Source organism: Variovorax sp. V118 (assembly GCF_041154445.1).
In the GTDB taxonomy this organism is placed as follows: domain Bacteria; phylum Pseudomonadota; class Gammaproteobacteria; order Burkholderiales; family Burkholderiaceae_C; genus Variovorax; species Variovorax boronicumulans.
The window spans coordinates 2460839-2479335 of record NZ_AP028663.1 but is presented as its reverse complement, the minus strand read 5'-3'; the positions used below and the strand labels follow the sequence as shown (position 1 = coordinate 2479335).

The following is an 18497-nucleotide window of genomic DNA, read 5'->3' as shown; positions in this document are numbered from 1 at the left end:
AAGGTGAAAGTCTCAGGTCGCGCACGCCGTCGCGCCCGGGTTCGTCCGCGCCGCGTTCACGCTGCGCGCCATGGCCGCCGCCGCCGCAGCCGTCACGCGCTGCGCGCCCTGCGCCAGCGCGTCCATGCCGCCACCGGTGGCCTCGCCCGCGTCGAGCCGGCACACCAGCGTGCGCGCCTCGTCGGAGCGGCGCAGGGTCCAGGTGAAGCCGGCGTCCACGCGCCCGCCGTCCACCATCTCGAACTGGCGCACCTGCACCGCCACGCGCCACACGGGCTGCGAGGTCTGGCGGCCGCCCTGCGTGACGTCGAGCGCGCCGAGCCGGCTGGCGATGCCGCTGCCGAGCGCGTCGCGCAGCTCGTTCTCGAAGGACGAGGCCCAGCGGTGCTGCTCGAGCACGTCGACCTGCACGCCGCCGGTCGGGCGGCGCACCACCATCTGTGGGCGCGCCAGCCGCTCGGGCACGGCCACGGGTGCGAGCTCGATGTACAGCGGCGCGGCGGCATCAGGAGTGCGCGGCGCGGCGTCGGTGAGCGCGGGCGGGCTGGCCAGCGTGTAGTAGCTGTCGGGCTTGCTCGCGCAGCCCGCCAGCACCAGCAACGCGGCGGCGCCCGCGAGCGCGAAGGTCGTCGTCTTCATTTCTTGTCGTCCGGTTTGCCGCGCAGCAGCGATTCGGGATGGCGTTCGAGGTAGTCGGTCAGCACGCGCACCGAGCCGGCGGCGCGCGTCAGCTCGCGCAGGGTCTGGCGCATGTCCTGCTGCAGCGGCGAGTCGTCGGCCAGCGTGCGTTCGGCCGAGTTGACGGTCTTGCGCACGTCCTTCATGGCGGCGGCCAGCTCGGGCGTCACGTCGCTGTTGATGCGGCTGACGGTCTGCTCGGCGCTGGTGAGCGTCTTGTTGAGCGTGGCCAGCGTGGTGCGCAGGTCGGTGGCGATCTGCTCGTAGGGCACCTTGTTGAGCTTGGTCGCGATTTCCTGCACCTGCGACTGGATCTCGTCCAGGCCGTTGGCGATGGTGGGCAGCTCGATCGGGCTCTTCGACAGGTCGATCTTCGCCGGCGGCGCCTTCGGGAAGAAGTCGAGTGCCACGTAGACCTGGCCGGTCAACAGGTTGCCGTTGCGCAGCTGGGCGCGCAGACCCTTCTCGGCCAGGAAGCGCAGCCGCTCCTGCTGCGTCGCGCGCGACTCCGTGGCCTGCGCACCGGCGCCGCTTTCGCGACGGCGCAGGCGGTCGGGGTAGATCTGCACCAGCACCGGCATGCGGAACTCGCGCTCGGCGCGGTCGAACTCGACGCCGATGGATTTCACCTCGCCCAGCACCACGCCGCGGAAGTCGACCGGTGCGCCCGGCGTGAGGCCGCGCAGCGACTGGTTGAAGTACATCAGCAGCGTCTGCGAGGGGCCGTCGGGCTCCTTCATGGCGGCGCTTTCGTCCTGCGCCAGCGCGAAGGCCGTGTTCTCCTTGGCCAGCGGGCCCATGGCGTCGTCGGGCGCCTGGAAGGCGATGCCGCCGAGCAGGATGGTGGCCAGCGACTGGGTGCGCAGCGTGAAGCCGCTGGCGCTGAGCTGCGCGTCGATGCCGCTCGCCTGCCAGAAGCGCGTGTTCATGCCGACGAACTTGTCGTACGGCGCGTTCACGAACACCCGCAGCGTGACGCCGCGGCCGTCGCCGTCGAGCTCGTAGGCCGCGACCTGCCCGACCTTGATGCGCCGGAAGTACACGGGCGAGCCGACATCGAGCGAGCCCACGTCGCGTGCGCGCAGCAGGAACTGCTGGCCCGAGTCGCCGCGCGTGACGATGGGCGGGGCTTCGAGGCCGGTGAATTCGCCCGCGGTTTCCTTCTCGACACCCGCGTCGGCGCCGATGTAGGCGCCCGACAGCAGCGTGCCCAATCCCGAGATGCCCGAGGTGTCCAGCCGCGGCCGGACCACCCAGAAGCGCGAGTCGGCCGAGGTGAAGCCCTCGGCGTCCTTGTTGAGCTGCACCAGCACGCGCACGTGGGAGCGGTCGCGCGCCAGCCGCAGGCTCTGCACCAGGCCGATCTGCACGTCCTTGTATTTCACGGCGGTCTTGCCGGCTTCGAGGCCCTCGGCCGTCTTGAAGGTGAGCACGATCTCGGGGCCGCGCTCCATGAGGATGCGGGCCACCAGCGTCACGCCGACCAGCGCGGCGACGATGGGAATGAGCCAGATCAGCGAGGGCAGCCATTCGCGGCGGCGCGCCACTTTCGGCTTCGGCAGCGCGGGCGGGGCCGACGCTGCCGGACGGTCTTGCGGTTGCGTGTCTTCTTCACTCATGCGATTTTCTCTTCCCTGCTTTCAATCTGTCGTTCGTCCGTGTCTGCTTGCGGCACCGGGCCGTCCCACGTCAGGCGCGGGTCGAAGCTCAGCGAGGCCAGCATAGTCAGCACCACCACCGCGCCGAAGGCCGCAATGCCCACGCCGGCGGTGATGACCGCGAAGCCCTGGATCTGCACCAGCCCGGTCAGCAGCGACACCACGAACACGTCGAGCATCGACCAGCGTCCGATGATCTCGATGATGTGATACAGCTTGGCCCGCTCGCGCCGGCGCCAGTTGCTGCGCCGCTGCGCCAGCACCACAAGCAAGAGCAGTACCGCCAGCTTGAACAGCGGCACCAGGAAGCTCGCGATGAACACGATGGCCGCCAGCCCCCAGGCGCCCGACACCCAGAAGTAGATGACGCCGCTCAGGATGGTGTCGTACTGCGCGCCGAACAGCGTGCGCGTGATCATCACCGGCAGCAGGTTGGCCGGGATGTACATGATGCAGGCCGCGATCAGGAAGGCCCAGGTGCGGTTCAGGCTCTGCGGCTTGCGCGTGTGCAGATGCGTGCCGCAGCGGGCGCAGGCATCGCCATCTTCGGCATCGCGCCAGACGGCCGTGCAGTGCGTGCAGACATGCAGGCCGAGCGCGGCGGCCGTCGGCACCGGGTTCTCGTGGTCGTGCTCGTCGTCGGCCTGCGCCTCCCAGGGGCGTGCCGAGGCCAGGCGGGCGGGCAGCCCGCGCATGTTCATGCGCGCACCTCCGGCGCGGCTGCATCCTCTTCATCGGCTTTGCGGAAGGTCATCTCCCAGAACGCGCCGGGGTTGAACGACAGCACGGCCGTGAGCGTCACGGTGAGCGCCACGAAGGCCCACAGCGCGGGCCCCGGCACCACCGTCGCCATGCTCGACAGCTTGACGATCGCCACCAGCACGCCGAGCAGGAACACCTCGATCATTCCCCAGGGCCGCAGCGTCTGCATCATGCGCACCAGCATCGCAAAACCCCAGGGCCGGTGCGCGCGGGCCAGCGGCACCAGCAGGTAGGCCAGGATGCACAGCTGCAGCAGCGGAAACAGGATGGTCGTGGCCAGCACCAGCAGCGCCACCGGCGACATGCCCTCGGCGCTCAGCACCACCACCGCGCCGGCCAGCGTGGTCTGGCTGCGCAGGCCCTGCAGCTCGATCTCGACGATGGGAAACAGGTTGGCGATGGCGAACATGATCAGGCTCGCGACCGTCAGCGGCAGGATGCGCCGCTGCTGCGCGCCCGGGTGCCGGTCAAGCTCGGTGCCGCAGCGCGGGCACTCGGCCACGTCGCGCGGCGCCAGCGGCGTGCGCGCGTAGACCGCGTCGCAGCCCGGACAGACCACGGTGTCAGGTACTTCCTTCATGAGGCCGTACCCTACCTTATTCAGGCATGCGGACTTATCGTCTTCAGCCGCAGACTGCTGAAAACCGCCGCCACCGCCGCGCAGCCCGCTGCCAGCACCAGCGCCACCACCGGGCCATGCCCGCCGTGCGGGCTCCAGACGCTGAACACCGCCGCCAGCACCACGGCCCCCAGCGTCTGCCCCGTGAGCCGCGCCGTGCCCAGCATGCCGCTGGCCGCACCACTTCGGTGCGCGGGTGGCGAGCTCACGATGGTGTGGTTGTTGGGCGACTGGAACAGGCCGAAGCCCAGGCCGCACAGCGCCATGCGCCAGGCGATGTCGGCATTGCCCGGATGCGCCGGCAGCGCCGCCAGCAGCGCCAGGCCCGTCGCCAGCAGGCCCAGGCCGATGCCGCCCAGCAGCCCGTCGGGGTAGCGTCCGATGAGCCGCCCGGCGATGGGCGCCATCACCACGATGGCCAGCGGCCACGCCGTGATCAGCAGGCCGGCCTCGATGTGGCTGCGGCCGTACACGTCCAGCAGCAGGAACGGCAGTGCGATGTAGGCCAGCATCTGCGCGCAGAACGCCGCCACCGAGGTGCCCATCGACAGTGCGAACACCGGAATGCGCAGCAGGTCGATGGGGAAAAGCGGCACCGTCAACTTGCGTTGGCGCCGCAGGTAGACAAAGCCCACCGCCAGCCCGGCCCCCAACGTGGCCCAGGCCGACCACAGCGTGCCTGTGGCCTGCACCCCGCCCTCGCGCACGCCCAGCTGGTCCACGCCGAGGAAGACCAGCGAGAACATCAGCACATTGAGCGTCACGTCGACCAGCGAGAAGCGCGCGCCGGCGGCCGGCGCCGAGCGGTTGAACGGCAGCGCGCGCATGCCGAGTGCGAAGGTGACGATGCCCAGCGGCACGTTGATGGCGAAGAGCCACGGCCACGATGCCACCGACAGGATCGCCGCCGCCACCGAAGGCCCGGCCACCGACGAGGTGGCGACCACCAGCGAATTGATGGCCATGCCCCGCCCCAGCTGCGCCGAGGGGAACGTGAGCCGCACCAGCGCCGCGTTGACGCTCATGATCCCTGCCGCGCCCAGCCCCTGCAGCGCGCGCGACGCGATCAGCGTGCCGAGCGAATTGGCGAAGGTCGCGGCCAGCGACGACACGGTGAACACCGCCATGCCCACGAGGTACACGCGCCGGTAGCCCACGAGGTCGCCCAGCGAAGCCAGCGGCAGCAGCATCACCAGCGTGGCGATCTGGTAGGCGTTGACCACCCAGATGGCCTGCGCCGGCGTGGCCTGCAGCTCGCGCGCGATGCCGGGCAGCGCGAGGTTGACGATGGTGCCGTCGAGCACCGAGACCGTGAGCCCGAGGATGATGACCAGCATCGCCCAGCCGCGCGCGGGCGCGGCCAGGCCGTCGAGCTGGGCCTGCGGGCCGTTGCCTGTCATGGCGACCGTCATGTCAGGCCTTCTGCGCCGTGCCCCCGGTCGGCTCCGAGCGCGCACCGCCGAGCGTGAGCCAGGTCAGCACCAGCGCGATGAGCGCACCGGCGGCCATGCCCGCCACCATCGGCAGCGGCCGGCCGTTGGAGAACAGCCCCACCACCGCCATCGCCAGCGCGCCGGTCAGCATCTGCAGCGTGCCCAGCAGCGCCGAGGCCGTGCCGGCGATGGCGCCGTGCATCTCGAGCGCCAGCACGCCGGTGGTCGGGATCACGAGGCCCATGAAGCCCGAGGCGATGAAGTACAGGACGATCAGCACCCACAGGTTGTCGCCGCCCATCGCGAAGTACACGAACATGGCGACCATTGCCACGCCGCAGCAGGCCACACCGAACTTGACGAGGTTGACCAGCCCGTAGCGCTCGCCCAGCGAGCCCGTGAACTGCGAGGCCGCGATGAAGGCCGCGGCGTTCACGCCGAAGGCCACGCTGTACATCGCGGGCGACAGGCCGTAGTGGTCGATCATCACGAACGACGAATTGGCCAGGTAGGTGAAGAAGCCCGCCATCGCGAAGCTGCCGATGAACACCAGCCCGAGGTAATGCCAGTCGCGCAGCAGCAGCCAGTAGGCCGACAGCGCGCTGCCCAGGCTGCTTTCGACGCGCTCGGAGGCCGGGCGTGTTTCGTCGAGCAGCTTGACCATCATGGCCAGGCCCGCCACCGCGGCGATGGTGACGGCCCAGAACACGCCGCGCCAGCCGGTGAAGGCGATGACCAGGCTGCCCGCGAGCGGCGCCAGGATGGGCGACACGCTGAACACCAGCATCAGCAGCGACATCAGCCGCGCGGCGTCGGTGCCCGTGTGCAGGTCGCGCACCACGGCGCGCGGAATCGCCATGCCGGCGGCCGCGCCCAGGCCCTGCACGAAGCGCAGCGCGATCAGGGTCTGGATGTCGGTCGCCAGCGCGCAGCCCACGCTGGCCAGCGCGAACAGCACCAGCCCGGCATACAGCGGCGGCTTGCGCCCGACCATGTCGGAGATCGGGCCGTAGAGCAGCTGGCCCGCGCCGAGCGACAGGAAGAAGGCGGTGAGGCTCATCTGCACCGCGCCGATGTCCGCATGCAGGCTCTGCCCGATGGCGGGCAAGGCCGGGAGGTACATGTCGATCGCGAAAGGCCCGATGGCGGAGAGCAGGCCCAGCAGCAGGGCCATTTTGAAGAACGGAGAAGAACGCATTGGGTCGATTGTGGCGAAGGCTCGCAATCGGTGCAGGCGTGGGGTCGGCGGCTTTCGCCGCTAGTGCATTCGTTCTACCGAGAGGTACGTCGCCCCCGTTCAGTACAGCGTCGACCGCTGCCGCGCCGGCAGTTCGCGGTCGTAGGTGGCGCCGTCGAAGGCCGCATCGGTCAGCGCCGAAAGGATGGCGCCCGGCGTCGGCACGGTGCGCGGCGCGTCTTCCGGCACGGGCGCCCAGAGCTTCGAGCGCTGGATGGCGCGGGCGCACTGGAAGAACACCGTCTCGACGGCGATCTCGATCACGCACTGGGGCGCGCGCCCTTCCACCGCGAAGCGCGCCAGCAGCTCGGGTGCCACGCTGATGCGTGCGCGCCCGTTCACGCGCAGCGTCTCGCCCACGCCCGGAATCAGGAACAGCAAGGCCACGCGCGGGTCGGCCACGATGTTGCGCAGGCTGTCGATGCGGTTGTTGCCGCGCCGCTCGGGCAGCAGCAAGGTCCTCTCGTCCTGCACCGCGACGAAGCCCGGGGCGTCGCCGCGTGGCGAGGCGTCGAGCCCGCCGGGGCCGGTGGTCGCGAGCACCGCGAACGGCGATGCGGCGATCAGCGCCTGGTAGCTCGGGTGCAAGTACGGCACCTCTTTCTTGAGCGAGGCCTCGCCCGGCTGGCCGAACAGGGCTTCGAGTTGCGCGACGGTGTCGATGGTGGTCATGGGGCGATGTTCTCCTGGATCGGGGTGGGTGGCGATGCGCGCCGGACGCAGGCCAGCGCCGCGATCGCCAGCAACAGCGCGGCACTGCCGTAGATCCACGGCGGCGAGGCAATGGGCAGCAGCACGCCGGCCAGCAAGGGCCCGGCGCCCGCGCCGATGTCGCGCCAGACCGCGCGGGCCGCGAGCGCCCGCACGCGCTCCGGTCCGGGCGTGCGCCGCGCCACGATGGGCGGCAGGAGCGGCAGCTGCAGCGCGCGCAGCACCACGATCAGCGCCGCGCAGCTCCACAGCCAGCCCAGGCCAAAGCCCACGAGCGCGAGCGACGTCACCAGCGACAGGCTCACGAGCAGGCGCTCGGCGCCGAAGTGCTCCGCCATGCGCCCGCCCACCGGTCCGAGAAAGATTTCCGCGAGGTAGCGCAGCGCCATCAGCACGCCCGCCACGATCACCGCACCGCCGGGCAGCAGGTCCTTGCCGAGGTACGACAGGCCCACGATGAACAGGCCATCGAGCGCCAGCCCTTCCATGAACGACCAGCCGTCGAGCGCGTTCGGCCGCGAGAAGCGCCGCGTCGCGACTCCAGATGTTGCACTGTGGTGCGGCTTCGACGGCAGCCGCCGCGTGACGAACAGCGCGAGCAACGACACCACCGCCAGCACGCCGAAGATCGCGCGCGGCCCGACCGTGTACGCCAGCAGCGCAGCGAGCGGCAGCGCGAGCACCGGCCCGGTCGCGATGAAGGCGCGCGACCGCCCGCTGCGCTGCGCGGCACCGATCGGGTCGGCCGTGGCCAGGGCTTGCGTCGACAGGTTGAGCGCCGCGAAGCACAGGCCCCAGGTCAGCCGCAACGGCAGCAGCGCCCAGAACCCCGAGAGCGTGGCGTAGCCCAGCCCGCAGCATGCGGCGGCCACCACGGCCAGCGTGCAGCTCGCCCGGTCGCCGTGGCGCGCATAGAAACGCGCGACCCAGCCGTAGCCCGCGATGCGCACCAGCCGGTTGGCCGCCAGCAGCAACCCGACCTCGGCCAGCGAGACGCCGAACTGCGACGCGTACATGGGCAGCAGCAGGTACAGCACCACGTCGGCCGGCAGCGACAGGCCAAGTGCCATGGCGGCGTGGCGGGAATCCAGGTCGGTGGAACGGACGGGAGCGGCGGGAGAAAGCGGTGGTGCGGCGGACATCGAGCCCCTATCGTGCCCGCTCGCGACGCCCGCCGACAAACGACATTCCCGCGCGGCATGCGTGAGAAAATCGCACGCATGCCGCTTCGCGAACCGCCCCTCCATGCCGTGCGTGCCTTCGTGGCGGCGGCCCGCCACCTGAGCTTCACGCGTGCCGCGGTTGAACTGCACGTGACGCACAGCGCGGTGAGCCGGCAGATCAAGAGCCTCGAAGCCTGCCTGGGCGTGGCGCTGTTCGAGCGCCGCATCCGGCAGGTCACGCTGACGCCCGAGGGCCAGCAGTTCTTTGCGGAGACCGAGCCCGCGCTCGCGCAGATCCACGCGGCGGCCCGCGCGCTGCAACTGCAGGGACCGGCGCGCGCGGTGCGCATCAACGTGCGGCCCTCGTTCGCGGTGCGTTGGTTGATTCCCCGGCTGCCGTCGTTCGTGGAACGCCATCCCGATATCGAGCCGCAGGTCGTCACCAGCACCGTCATGCCCGAGCAGGCCACGGACAGCTTCGACATCGCCGTGCGCCGCGGCCTCGAGGGCTGGCCGTCGTCGATCCAGGTGCGGCCTTTCCTCGAAGACGAAGTGCTGGTGGTCGGCGCGCCCGCGCTGTTCAAGACGCAGCCGCTGCCCGACCTGCGCGCCCTCGCCTCGCACGTGCTGCTGTCGGCGCGCACGCGCAAGGACGACTGGGACGACTGGAAGAAGCAGGTCGGCGCACCGCGCGCGCGGCCGGCCGGTCGGCTGCAGTTCGATCACCTGCACTTCGTGCTGCAGGCCGCGGTCGACGGCCTGGGCATCGCGCTGGCCCCGACCTCGCTGGTGGCGCACGACCTGGCGTCGGGGCGGCTGCAGTCGCCGCTGCCTGGGTTGCGGATGACGCTGGAGCGCTACTACTACGGCCTCGCGCCCGATGCGGCGCCCGAGGCGGTGTGCGTGGCCGAGTGGTTCGAGCAGATGAACGCGGGCTGAGGCTTCCACGTCCGTAAACGGCCAGCGGCAGACGGGCGCGGCCCCGAGGATGCGGTCTTTCTCTTCGTGTGCCGCCCCATGCCCTCGCCTCTTCCCCGCTCCTTCTCCCACCTCGCCTGGGCCAACCTTGCGGCGCAGTCCGCCGAACAACTGAGCCTCGCGGCCGTGCCGCTGGTGGCCGTGCTCGCGCTCGGCGCCGGGCCGGGCGAGATCGGCTTTCTCGCGGCGGTGCAGACGCTGCCCTTTCTGCTGGTCTCGCTGCCGATGGGCCTGCTCGCGGACCGCATGTCGCGCCGGCGCTTGATGGTGTGGGCCGAGGGCCTGCGCGCGGTGTCGCTGCTGGCCTTGCTCGGCATGGTGCTGTCGTCGACGCTGGGCATCGGCGGGCTGGCCGTGCTCGGGTTCCTCGGCGCGGTCGGCACCGTGGGCTTCAGCGTCGCGGCGCCCGCGCTGGTGCCTGCCCTCGTGCCGCGCGACGCGCTGGCGCGCGCCAACGGGCGGCTGGAGCTGGCGCGCAGTGCCGCCTTCACGGCCGGGCCCGCGCTTGCGGGCGCGCTCGTCGCGTGGGCCGGTGCGTCGTCGGCCTTCGTGCTGGCGGCGGTGCTGTCGGTGGCGGCCGTGGGCCTGCTGCTGCGGCTGCACGAAGCGCCCCGCCCCGCGGCCCCGTCGCGCCATCCACTGCGCGACGTGCACGACGGCGCGCGCTTCGTCTGGCAACACGCGTTCCTGCGGCCGATGCTGATGACCGGTGCGGTCTTCAACATCTCGTGGTTCGTGCTGCAGGCGGGCTATGTGCCCTATGCCGTGCGCGTGCTGGGCCTCGGCGCGCAGGCCGTGGGCTTCACGCTCGCGATGTACGGCGCGGGCATGGTGGTCGGTGCGCTGCTGACCTCGCGCGTGACGGCGCGGCTGCCGTTCGGCCGCGCGATCCAGGTCGGGCCGGCGGTGGCGGTGGCCGCCGCCGCGACGATGGCGACCACCCTCGTCGTGCCGACCGCCTCGCTGGCTGCGCTTTCGTTCTTCCTGTTCGGCGCGGGGCCGATGGTCTGGGTCATCACCTCGACCACGTTGCGCCAGAGCGTGACGGCCTCGGCGATGCTGGGCCGGGTGTCGGCGGTGTTCCTGACGGTGAACGCAGGTGCGCGCCCGGTCGGTGCAGCGCTCGGCGGCCTGGTCGGCGCGATGTGGGGCGAGCCGGCCTGCCTGCTGCTGGCGCTCGCGGGCTTCGTGCTGCAGGCCGCGATCATCTTCGGCTCGCGCATCGCAGGGCTGCAACAACTGCCCGTGCCGGCGGCCTGACCGTTCAAGCTCAGAACAGCGAGCGCGTCCCGCTCGGCGTGGCGCCTTCGATGTCGAGCATGCGCAGCTTGGTCAACGCACCGCCGCCCGCCGAGAAGCCGCCCGGCTTGTTGCCCGCAGCCAGCACGCGGTGGCACGGCACGACCGGCGCGAAGGGGTTGTGGCCCATGGCCTGGCCGACCGCGCGCGACAGGCCCTTGTCGCCCAGTTCTTCGGCCACCTCGCCGTAGGTGCGCGTCTGCCCCGGCGGAATGCGCCGCGCGATCGCATAGACGCGCTGATGGAACTCGGACACGCCGCGCATGTCGAGCTCGATGTCGCACAGGTCGTCGGTCGCACCTTCGAGCAGCGCCTGCACGCCCGCGATGGCGTGCTGCGCGCGCTGCGACGGCAGGGCTTCCTCCAGGTCAGGAAAGCGCCGGCGCATGCGCGCACGCGTCGCGGCCTCGCCCCGCTCTTCGGGCAGTTGCACACCGACCAGCCCCTGCGGCCCCCAGGCCAGCGCGCACACGCCGATGGCGGTCGGGAACAAGGCGAAGCCGGATTCGGAAGGGGATGCGGCAGTCATCGAAGCATTGTGATTCAAGGTTGAAAAACGGCGCGCGGACACGGGTACGAAGCCCTCTTCCGCAGAAGAGAAAAAGTACCAGCCACACACCCCGAAATATCGAACTTTCATTTGGCGCTTCGAGGCATTTCCGCTCATCCTTTCGAACGCACCGAACGTCGGCAAGCCGTTGTCGGACATGTGCATCGCCCCCTAGTCTCGCGCCCAGAAGTTGTCGGCTGAAATTCCAAAACAACAGGGAGACACATGCACATGAGGCCACGCGATTCTTCGCGGCCGGCGCGGCTGCGCGACCAGCGCGGACTGACGGCCATCGAGTTGATGGTCACGCTGGCGATCCTCGCGATCCTGATCGGCATCGCGGCGCCTTCGATGACGCGCTTCATCGTGCAATGGCGGCTGTCCAACGCCGTCAACGCCGTGACCGGTTCGTTGCGCACCGCACGCACCGAAGCCATCGCCCGCGCAAGACCCGTCGTCGTCTGCCAGTTGCGCGCCGGCACCGCGGTCGACTGCGAAACCGGCTCGGGCGGCAACGATCTAGCGGCCGGCTGGATCGTCTTCGTCAACAACGACCGCGACGGCGACTTCTCCTATTCCGAATCGACAGACGAGGTGCTGCTGCGGCAGGACGCACTGCCCGGCATCGCGAAGATCGCCCTCGGCAAAGCGGGCCGCTTTGTCTTCCTGCCCAATGGTCTGGTGAGCTCGGGGAGCAACAGCATCACGGTCGAGGCCCCCGGTTTCGAAGCAGCCAGTACCACCCCATGGGCACGCAAGACGCTGTGCATCAGCAAGCCCGGGCGCATCCGCTACGCCGCGGATGGCGAAGACTGTTCGGGCAACGACGAATGAAGCGCTCCACACAACAACACGGCGCCACTCTCATCGAGGTGCTGGTCGCCATTGTCATCCTGGCCATCGGCCTGTTCGGCATGGCGGGGCTCACGTCGGCGGCCCTCAAGTACAACCAGTTCTCGCGCATGCGCGCCACCGGCCTGAGCCTGGTGAACGACTACGCGGAACGAGCCCGCGCCAACCTCGCCGGCTTTGCCGGCTACACCCACGCCAAGGCCTACAACGCCAGCACGCGCGAAGCGGCCTCCACGGACCCCACGCCGCCGCCAGCCGCCTGCGAGGTCGACACCTCCGTTCCCGACAGGCCGGTCAACACCTGTGGCGCGGCCATTGCCGCCTACGACCTCGCGCAGTGGCTCACGAATGTCGGGAACCGGCTGCCCGGCGGCACGGCCTACGTCACGACGGAACTGGCCGACGCGGCCTCTGGCGTGAACGGCCTGCCGGCCACGCGCGTGCTGAACATCTGGCTGATCTGGCGCGCCATCGCGGAGGACACGGGCTTCGCGCAGCACCAGGCCTGCCCCATCGCCGGCGCCAACATCGCGGCCCCGGCAGAGGTGAACTGCATGTACTTCCGGGTCACGCTGTGAGCACCGTCTTCACTGCGCTCCCACGCACGCGCAACGCGGTCCGCGGCTTCACGCTGATCGAACTGATGATCTCGCTGACGATCGGACTGGTGATCCTGGCAGCCGCCCTGTCCACGTTCTCGACCTCCAGCCGCAGCAGCCAGTTGTCGCAGGCCGAGACGCAGTTGAACGAGGACGGCATCCTCGCGCTCAACCTGATCCAGCAGCAGCTCAAGCAGGCCGGCTACTCGCAACAGCTCATTCCGAGCAACGGCGCCACGGTGATGGGCAACTACGCCGGCCCCGCCGTGCGTGGATGCACCGGCGGATTCACCGACGCCGCAGCCGCCTTCGACAAGCTGTCGTGCACAGGCAAGGGCAGCGACGCCATCGCCATCCGCTACGAAGCCACCACCGACAACACCATGCCCACGGGCACCGACGCCAAGCTGGCGACGAACTGCCTGGGCAACGGCATCAACGCCCTCACGCCGTCGCAGGTGAACCCGCCGCCCACGCCGCCCCCCGGCGCGCCCCCACCCGCCGACTACGCACTGGCCGACAACCGCTATCTGGTGACAGACGCGAGCACGGCACCGATGCTGTCCTGCCGCGGCATGGAAAAGCGCGACGCCGTCAACGCCATCGGCCCCTCGCAGCCGTTGCTGGCCAACGTCGAGAGCATGCGCATTCTTTATGGCGTGGCCAGCCGTCCCAGCATCGAGCTGGCGGCCACCTACGACCCGTTGCGACACCAGATCGTCAAGTACCTGGATGCCGCGGGTGTCGATGCCCTGGCCAGCAGCGGCGTTCTTGCCGATCTCGCCGAAGACCGCTGGAGCCGCGTGCTGAGCGTGCGCGTGTGCCTGCAGATGCGCAGCGACCGGCCGGTGCGCGACGTGCCCGAGGGCGGCCTTGCCTACAAGCGATGCGACAACACCGACCGCACCGGCACCGACGGCTACCTGCGCAGGACCTTCACCACCACGGTGCTGCTGCGCAACCGCCTGATCACCCCATGAACACGAAGCCATCCCCTCTTCCGCGCCGTATGGCCGGCCGTGCGTACGAACGCGGCGTCGTGCTGATCGTCACGCTGATCCTGGTCGTGATCCTGTCGCTGGTCGGCACCTTCGCGATCCGCAATGCCACGCAGAGCGAGCGCAGCGTGAATGGCATCCGTTCGACCGAGGTCGCGCGCGAGGCCGCCGAGACCGCGCTGCGATTTTGCGAACAGGTGGCCATCTTCGACGGCGACGACAAGGACTACACCGAGTACGCCTCCGTCGGCATGCGCGCCCGGATCATCACGACCCCCATCGGCTCGGAGTTCGACGAAACCGCGGCATGGCGCAAGAAGGCCAGCTGGGTGGGCAACAGCGCGATCGCCGTTCCGAAGGCGTATGTCAACAAGAAGCCCACCGGCACCACGGTCGACGCCACGCCCCTGGAGATCGAACCGCGCTGCCTCATCCAGAAGATCGCCACCACCTCGACGCCCAGTCTGACCGGCTACCTGATCACCGCCCGGGGCTTTGCCAACAACGCCCGGTTCGAGACGTCGACCGGCGTCGCCACCCAAGGCGCCGAAGCGTGGCTGCAGTCCGTGCTGACGCGCGACAAATGACTTCATGACCTTCATCGCCATGACACACCTGCCTTCTGCTTCTTCGCGCTCCCGCCGCGGCTTCACGCTGATCGAAGTCATGGTCGTCGTCGCGATCGTCGCCATCCTGGCCGCCATCGCGCTGCCGAACTACCAGGAGCACGTGCGCCGCTCCAAGCGCGCCGAAGCCCAGGGCATCCTGATGGAGGCCGCGCAGTTCATGCAGCGCTACTACTCGGCGAACGATCGCTACACCGCTGTCGCGGGTGATGCCGGCGAGGAGACCGAGCAGAAGAAAGGCGCAGAGAGCCTGTTGCCCAAGGCCTTGCAGCAGTCGCCGAAGTCCGGCGCCGCCAACTACACCATCGCCGTCTTCGCGCGCGACACCCCACCCAGCTTCATCCTCAAGGCCACCCGCACCGGCAGCATGACCGGCGATCGGTGCGGCACGCTGACCTTGAGCGGCCTGGGTGTGAAGGACATGGATGACGAGGTCACAGGACTGCTGACGAAGGAATGCTGGCGATGAATCTCGCACGCCTTATCAGCGCCCCACTTTCAACCGCAGGGAAAACCGCATGACCGCCACGCGCCCGTTTCTTGTTCAGGTACCCGCCAGGGCCGCACGCATGCTGCGAACCTTCGTCAGTCTCGCTGCCGCGTGGGGCGCGGCGCTTCTTCCCCTTGGCGACGCGCTGGCCGCCACGACGCCGAGCCAGGCCCCGCTGTACAACGCCGTGCCGGGCGCCAAGCCCAATCTGATGTTCGTGCTGGACAACTCCAGATCGATGACGTTCGAATATCAGGAAGGCTATTCGGTCCCGGACAATTGCAAGGGCACGGAGGGGGCTGTTTGCGACGGGAAGTATGGCTGGCACGCCATGCGGTCGAGCAGCGTGAATACGCAGTACTACAACCCGGCCGTTACCTATGCGGCCCGGGTTACAGCCAATGGCGCGAAGCAGACCAACCCGGCCTTCTTCATCAGCAACCAATCCGGCAGAACGTTTCCGGCACACGTGAAGTACGGCACAGCGACGGAGGCCACTGGGAAGATCTTTTCCTACGTTCATTGCAAGAACAACGACTGCGCCATTGCCGACAACAGGAAACTGACCAACCTCGCCTATCCACTCACGAACCAGCCCGTTGAACTGCCTGATGGACACAAGCGAACAGACTGCGGAGAAAGCGCCGCTCGGTGCAGCCAGGAAGCCGAGCTCAAGAACATCCTGAATTGGCACGAGTGGTATCGCACCCGTGCACTCGCCGTCAGCACCGCGCTGGGCCAGGCGATGCAGAGCTACGAAAACAAGTTCAGGGTGGGGTACGTGCAATACAACGAGGGCGCGGACGCCGCGAAGAACATCGTGAGCGGTGTCAACTATTTCAGGGACGAAACGGCCACTACCGGAAAGAAGTGGAAAACCGATTTCTACGATTGGATCTATGGCATCGCGCTGACCGGGGGAACGCCGAGTCACAACGCTCTGGTGCTCGCCGCCAACTACTACGCAGGCAACGCAACGCAGTCCATCACGTCCGCCCCGCTGAGCAGTCCCTGGAAAAACGACCCCAACGACCCGAAGAGCGGTGAACTGAGCTGCCGGCGCGCCTACAGCATCGTGCTGTCCGACGGCGCGTGGAACCTGGGCACCGCACAAGGCCTGGACACCCGCTACACCGCTAGCAACGCAAGCATCAACTTCGATGGCAAGCCATCCGGAAATGCCGCCGCATTCAGCTATCAACCCAAAGGCGCCCCCGGCCACGACAGCACGACCCCGGTCACGAAACTCAACGCCAGGAACCTCTATATCCCCTACAGCGACGGCGGTGCCAGCAGCAACGGGTTCGCCGACCTGACGGCCCGCTATTTCTGGCACACGGATTTCTCCGCGACCCTGACCAACGACGTGCCCCCGATGAGCGGACCGCACAACCCCACGTTCTGGCAGAACATGACGACCTTCACCATCGGCTGGGGCCTGACGCCGTCCGGTGAGGCTGGCAAGGTCGGCGGCCTGACCTGGAATCAGATCGAGAGCTACAACAACGATTGGCTTTCCGGCAATCCCGTGAGGAGCCCCACCTGGGCCACCGGCGACCTGAACAGCGGCGACAGAGATTCGGACGACGCCCGGCGCGTCGACGACTTCATCCGCGCCGGCTTCACCGGCGGCGGCCGCTCCTACAGCGTCTACTCGGGCGACGATGTGCGCCGGGCCTTGGACAACGCGCTGAGCAGCATGGTGGGGTCCGGCAACGACGCGGGCGTTGCGGTGTCGGGCAACAGCAATGAATTCCAGACGCTGACGGGCCAGTACAAGTACACGACCGAATACCAGACAGCGGACAACAGCGGTGACATCAAGGCCTTCGAACTGAATGCCGATGGTGGCTACACCTCCAAGGAGCCGGGGAAACCGAAGCCGGTCTGGTCGGCCAATGCCAAGATGCCGCCTGCGAACGAGCGGACGATCTTCTCCTTGTCGACTTACGACCCGAACACGCTTGACAGTGGCCTGCGCACGGCGCTGACCTACAACACGAGACTGGACAAACTACCGACCGATTTCCAAGCGCTGCTGAATGCCGACAAGCGGCAAGCCACCGACGAGAGCTTCGTCCGCTACCTGCTGGGAGACAACGCGCAAAAAGATGTCGGCGGCACGGTCTACCGGCTGCGCAAGCAGCCCATCGGCGCCTCGGTCAATTCGCCACCGGTATTCGTCGGCGGGCGTTTCGATATGGGCTACGACGCCTCCAGCCTGGTCGACGGCAGGGGTATTGCCTATGCCAACTACAAGGTGAGCAAAGCCACACGCCCTCCCACCATCTTTGCCGCCACCAACAACGGCAAAGTTCATGTACTGAACGCGAACAAGAGCGATGCCGCTGCCGGCACCGAGCTGGCGGCATTCATGCCCAAGGGCGCCATGGCGTCCCAGATCGATCTCGCCAACCCGAACTTCCGCTTTCGCTACACGCTCGACGGTCCGTTGGTCGAGCAGGATGTGTACGGCAGAACAGGCCAGGGCGCGGCCGGCACAGAGAAGACCTGGCACCAGTTGGTGCTTGGCACCGGAGGGCGTGCAGGCCCCTTCATGTACGGGCTGGAGTCGCCTTTGAATACGGCCAACCGGAAGCCGACCGAGAACCACTTTCTCTGGGAGGTGAACAACAAACACAAGGAGTACGCCGATCTGGCCTATGTGACCAACAACCCCGTCGCGGGCCAGCTGGACGACGGCACCTGGGTCATGCTGACGGGCAGCGGCCACTACCCGGAAGCCGGCAAACAGGTCGGGCTGTACGTGGTGGAGGCACTCACCGGCAAACTCAAGCAATTCACTCCACTTCCCACGGGCTTTGGCACTGATGCCAGCGGCGGCAACCGAGGTCTGGGCGGCGTGGTCGCCGTGCGGGACACCACCCGCCGTATCGTCGCTGCCTACGCCGGCGACGCGAATGGCAACCTGTGGCGATTCGACCTGCGCAGCGCCAAACTCGAGGGGTCCGTTCCCAGGCGATTGTTCACCACGGAAGGCGGCAAGATGCAGCCGATCTACGCCGCGCCGGCATGGCAGGTTCACCCCGGCGACGGAAGCGCCTGCACCTACAACGCCACCTCGTCGTGCGGTGCGATCGTCGTGGTCGGCACCGGCATCCTGCTCGACGAAGGCGACCTAGCGACGCCGGCCACGCCGCAAGCCCTCTACGGCATCTGGGACCAGACACCGATCGGGGGCGACGACAAGTCCGGCACCGAACCCGTCGCCGTTTCGAAACTGGTGACGCAGACCATCAACAAGGCGACGGTCAAAAGGCCCGAGCTTGGCCTCGAAGCCGGCAAGGACTTCTACCAACTCAGCACGAATACCGTCGACTGGAAAGACAAGAAGGGATGGCGGCTGAATCTCGGCACGATCCCATACACCGGCGCCATGCTCAACGGCGAGCGCGTGGTCGGTGACCTGGCCAACCTGGGCAGCAGCGTGATCGTCTCGTCCTTCCTGCCCGAGGACAAGGTGCAGGGCATCGAATCCTGCACGGCCACAGGCAGCCTGCCCAACATCATTTACGTGCTCGACGCCCTCACCGGCAAGAACAAGAACTCTTTCGACGTGGATGGCAACGGCAGCTTCGACGCATATTCGGTCGTCTCGATCCCCACCGGAGGCTTCACACGCGGCAACGTGAACTCGCGGAACATGATCGGCCAGCCCAACGAAGGCCACCCCGATGGCAAGCCCAGGACCAGTTGCACCAACGAGACCGGCTACCTGACCGGCCCGGGCGGCACAGAGAAAGCCGGCGATGGCTGCCCCGACTCCCGCACCTGGCGCCGCAGCTGGCGCCAGGTGGTCTCGCCACCCTTCTGAGTTCCGAAA

Annotated in this window: 17 protein-coding genes; 8 read left to right on the top strand and 9 right to left on the bottom strand. The window is 68.5% G+C overall.

Features of this window, described 5'->3' with window-relative positions:
- Positions 1–12 precede the first annotated feature (12 nt).
- From ACAM52_RS11340 to ACAM52_RS11305, 8 genes are all read right to left on the bottom strand, one after another.
- Positions 13–639 (bottom strand): membrane integrity-associated transporter subunit PqiC, encoded by a 627-nt coding sequence (locus tag ACAM52_RS11340; protein WP_369647046.1) that lies wholly within the window; start codon positions 637–639, stop codon positions 13–15.
- Complete coding sequence (locus tag ACAM52_RS11335) at positions 636–2297, bottom strand: intermembrane transport protein PqiB (protein WP_062480236.1); 1662 nt, start codon at positions 2295–2297, stop codon at positions 636–638. Before ACAM52_RS11335 ends, ACAM52_RS11340 begins: the two co-directional genes overlap by 4 nt.
- The gene (locus ACAM52_RS11330) at positions 2294–3031 is read right to left on the bottom strand and encodes a paraquat-inducible protein A (protein WP_095747606.1); all 738 of its coding nucleotides are present in this window, start codon (positions 3029–3031) and stop codon (positions 2294–2296) included. Before ACAM52_RS11330 ends, ACAM52_RS11335 begins: the two co-directional genes overlap by 4 nt.
- Positions 3032–3033: 2 nt before the next feature.
- Positions 3034–3678 (bottom strand): paraquat-inducible protein A, encoded by a 645-nt coding sequence (locus ACAM52_RS11325; RefSeq protein WP_369647045.1) that lies wholly within the window; start codon positions 3676–3678, stop codon positions 3034–3036.
- Between the two features lie 20 nt (positions 3679–3698).
- Entirely contained in the window at positions 3699–5129 is a 1431-nt protein-coding gene (locus ACAM52_RS11320) for an MFS transporter (RefSeq protein WP_369647044.1), read from the bottom strand.
- 1 nt (position 5130) lies between these two features.
- Entirely contained in the window at positions 5131–6348 is a 1218-nt protein-coding gene (locus ACAM52_RS11315; RefSeq protein ID WP_369647043.1) for a multidrug effflux MFS transporter, read from the bottom strand.
- Positions 6349–6447: 99 nt separating this feature from the next.
- Complete coding sequence (locus ACAM52_RS11310; protein ID WP_369647042.1) at positions 6448–7059, bottom strand: pyridoxamine 5'-phosphate oxidase family protein; 612 nt, start codon at positions 7057–7059, stop codon at positions 6448–6450.
- Positions 7056–8168 (bottom strand): MFS transporter, encoded by a 1113-nt coding sequence (locus ACAM52_RS11305; RefSeq protein WP_369647041.1) that lies wholly within the window; start codon positions 8166–8168, stop codon positions 7056–7058. The genes ACAM52_RS11310 and ACAM52_RS11305 overlap by 4 nt, the downstream gene beginning before the upstream one ends.
- Positions 8169–8318: 150 nt before the next feature.
- On the opposite strand from ACAM52_RS11305, the gene ACAM52_RS11300 reads away from it, so the two are divergent.
- A complete protein-coding gene (locus ACAM52_RS11300) occupies positions 8319–9200 on the top strand; it encodes a LysR substrate-binding domain-containing protein (RefSeq protein WP_369647040.1) in 882 nt (293 codons plus the stop codon).
- Between the two features lie 78 nt (positions 9201–9278).
- Complete coding sequence (locus tag ACAM52_RS11295) at positions 9279–10499, top strand: MFS transporter (RefSeq protein WP_369647039.1); 1221 nt, start codon at positions 9279–9281, stop codon at positions 10497–10499.
- A 10-nt stretch (positions 10500–10509) separates the two neighbouring features.
- On the opposite strand, the gene ACAM52_RS11290 is transcribed toward ACAM52_RS11295, so the two are convergent.
- Positions 10510–11067 carry a methylated-DNA--[protein]-cysteine S-methyltransferase gene (locus tag ACAM52_RS11290; RefSeq protein WP_369647038.1) on the bottom strand — a complete coding sequence of 186 codons (558 nt, stop codon included), beginning with the start codon at positions 11065–11067 and terminating at the stop codon, positions 10510–10512.
- A 252-nt stretch (positions 11068–11319) separates the two neighbouring features.
- On the opposite strand from ACAM52_RS11290, the gene ACAM52_RS11285 reads away from it, so the two are divergent.
- From ACAM52_RS11285 to ACAM52_RS11260, 6 genes are read left to right on the top strand one after another with little or no spacing between them, the layout of a single operon-like run.
- Positions 11320–11922: a GspH/FimT family pseudopilin gene (locus ACAM52_RS11285; RefSeq protein WP_369647037.1), complete on the top strand. Its 603-nt coding sequence runs from the start codon at positions 11320–11322 to the stop codon at positions 11920–11922.
- A complete protein-coding gene (gene pilV, locus ACAM52_RS11280) occupies positions 11919–12518 on the top strand; it encodes a type IV pilus modification protein PilV (protein ID WP_369647036.1) in 600 nt (199 codons plus the stop codon). The genes ACAM52_RS11285 and pilV overlap by 4 nt, the downstream gene beginning before the upstream one ends.
- On the top strand, positions 12515–13519 hold the full coding sequence (locus ACAM52_RS11275; RefSeq protein ID WP_369647035.1) for a PilW family protein: 1005 nt from the start codon (positions 12515–12517) through the stop codon (positions 13517–13519). The genes pilV and ACAM52_RS11275 overlap by 4 nt, the downstream gene beginning before the upstream one ends.
- Complete coding sequence (locus tag ACAM52_RS11270; protein WP_369647034.1) at positions 13516–14124, top strand: PilX N-terminal domain-containing pilus assembly protein; 609 nt, start codon at positions 13516–13518, stop codon at positions 14122–14124. The genes ACAM52_RS11275 and ACAM52_RS11270 overlap by 4 nt, the downstream gene beginning before the upstream one ends.
- A 4-nt stretch (positions 14125–14128) precedes the next feature.
- Positions 14129–14632 carry a type IV pilin protein gene (locus tag ACAM52_RS11265; protein ID WP_369647033.1) on the top strand — a complete coding sequence of 168 codons (504 nt, stop codon included), beginning with the start codon at positions 14129–14131 and terminating at the stop codon, positions 14630–14632.
- A gap of 49 nt (positions 14633–14681) precedes the next feature.
- Complete coding sequence (locus ACAM52_RS11260; protein WP_369647032.1) at positions 14682–18488, top strand: pilus assembly protein; 3807 nt, start codon at positions 14682–14684, stop codon at positions 18486–18488.
- Positions 18489–18497 lie beyond the last annotated feature (9 nt).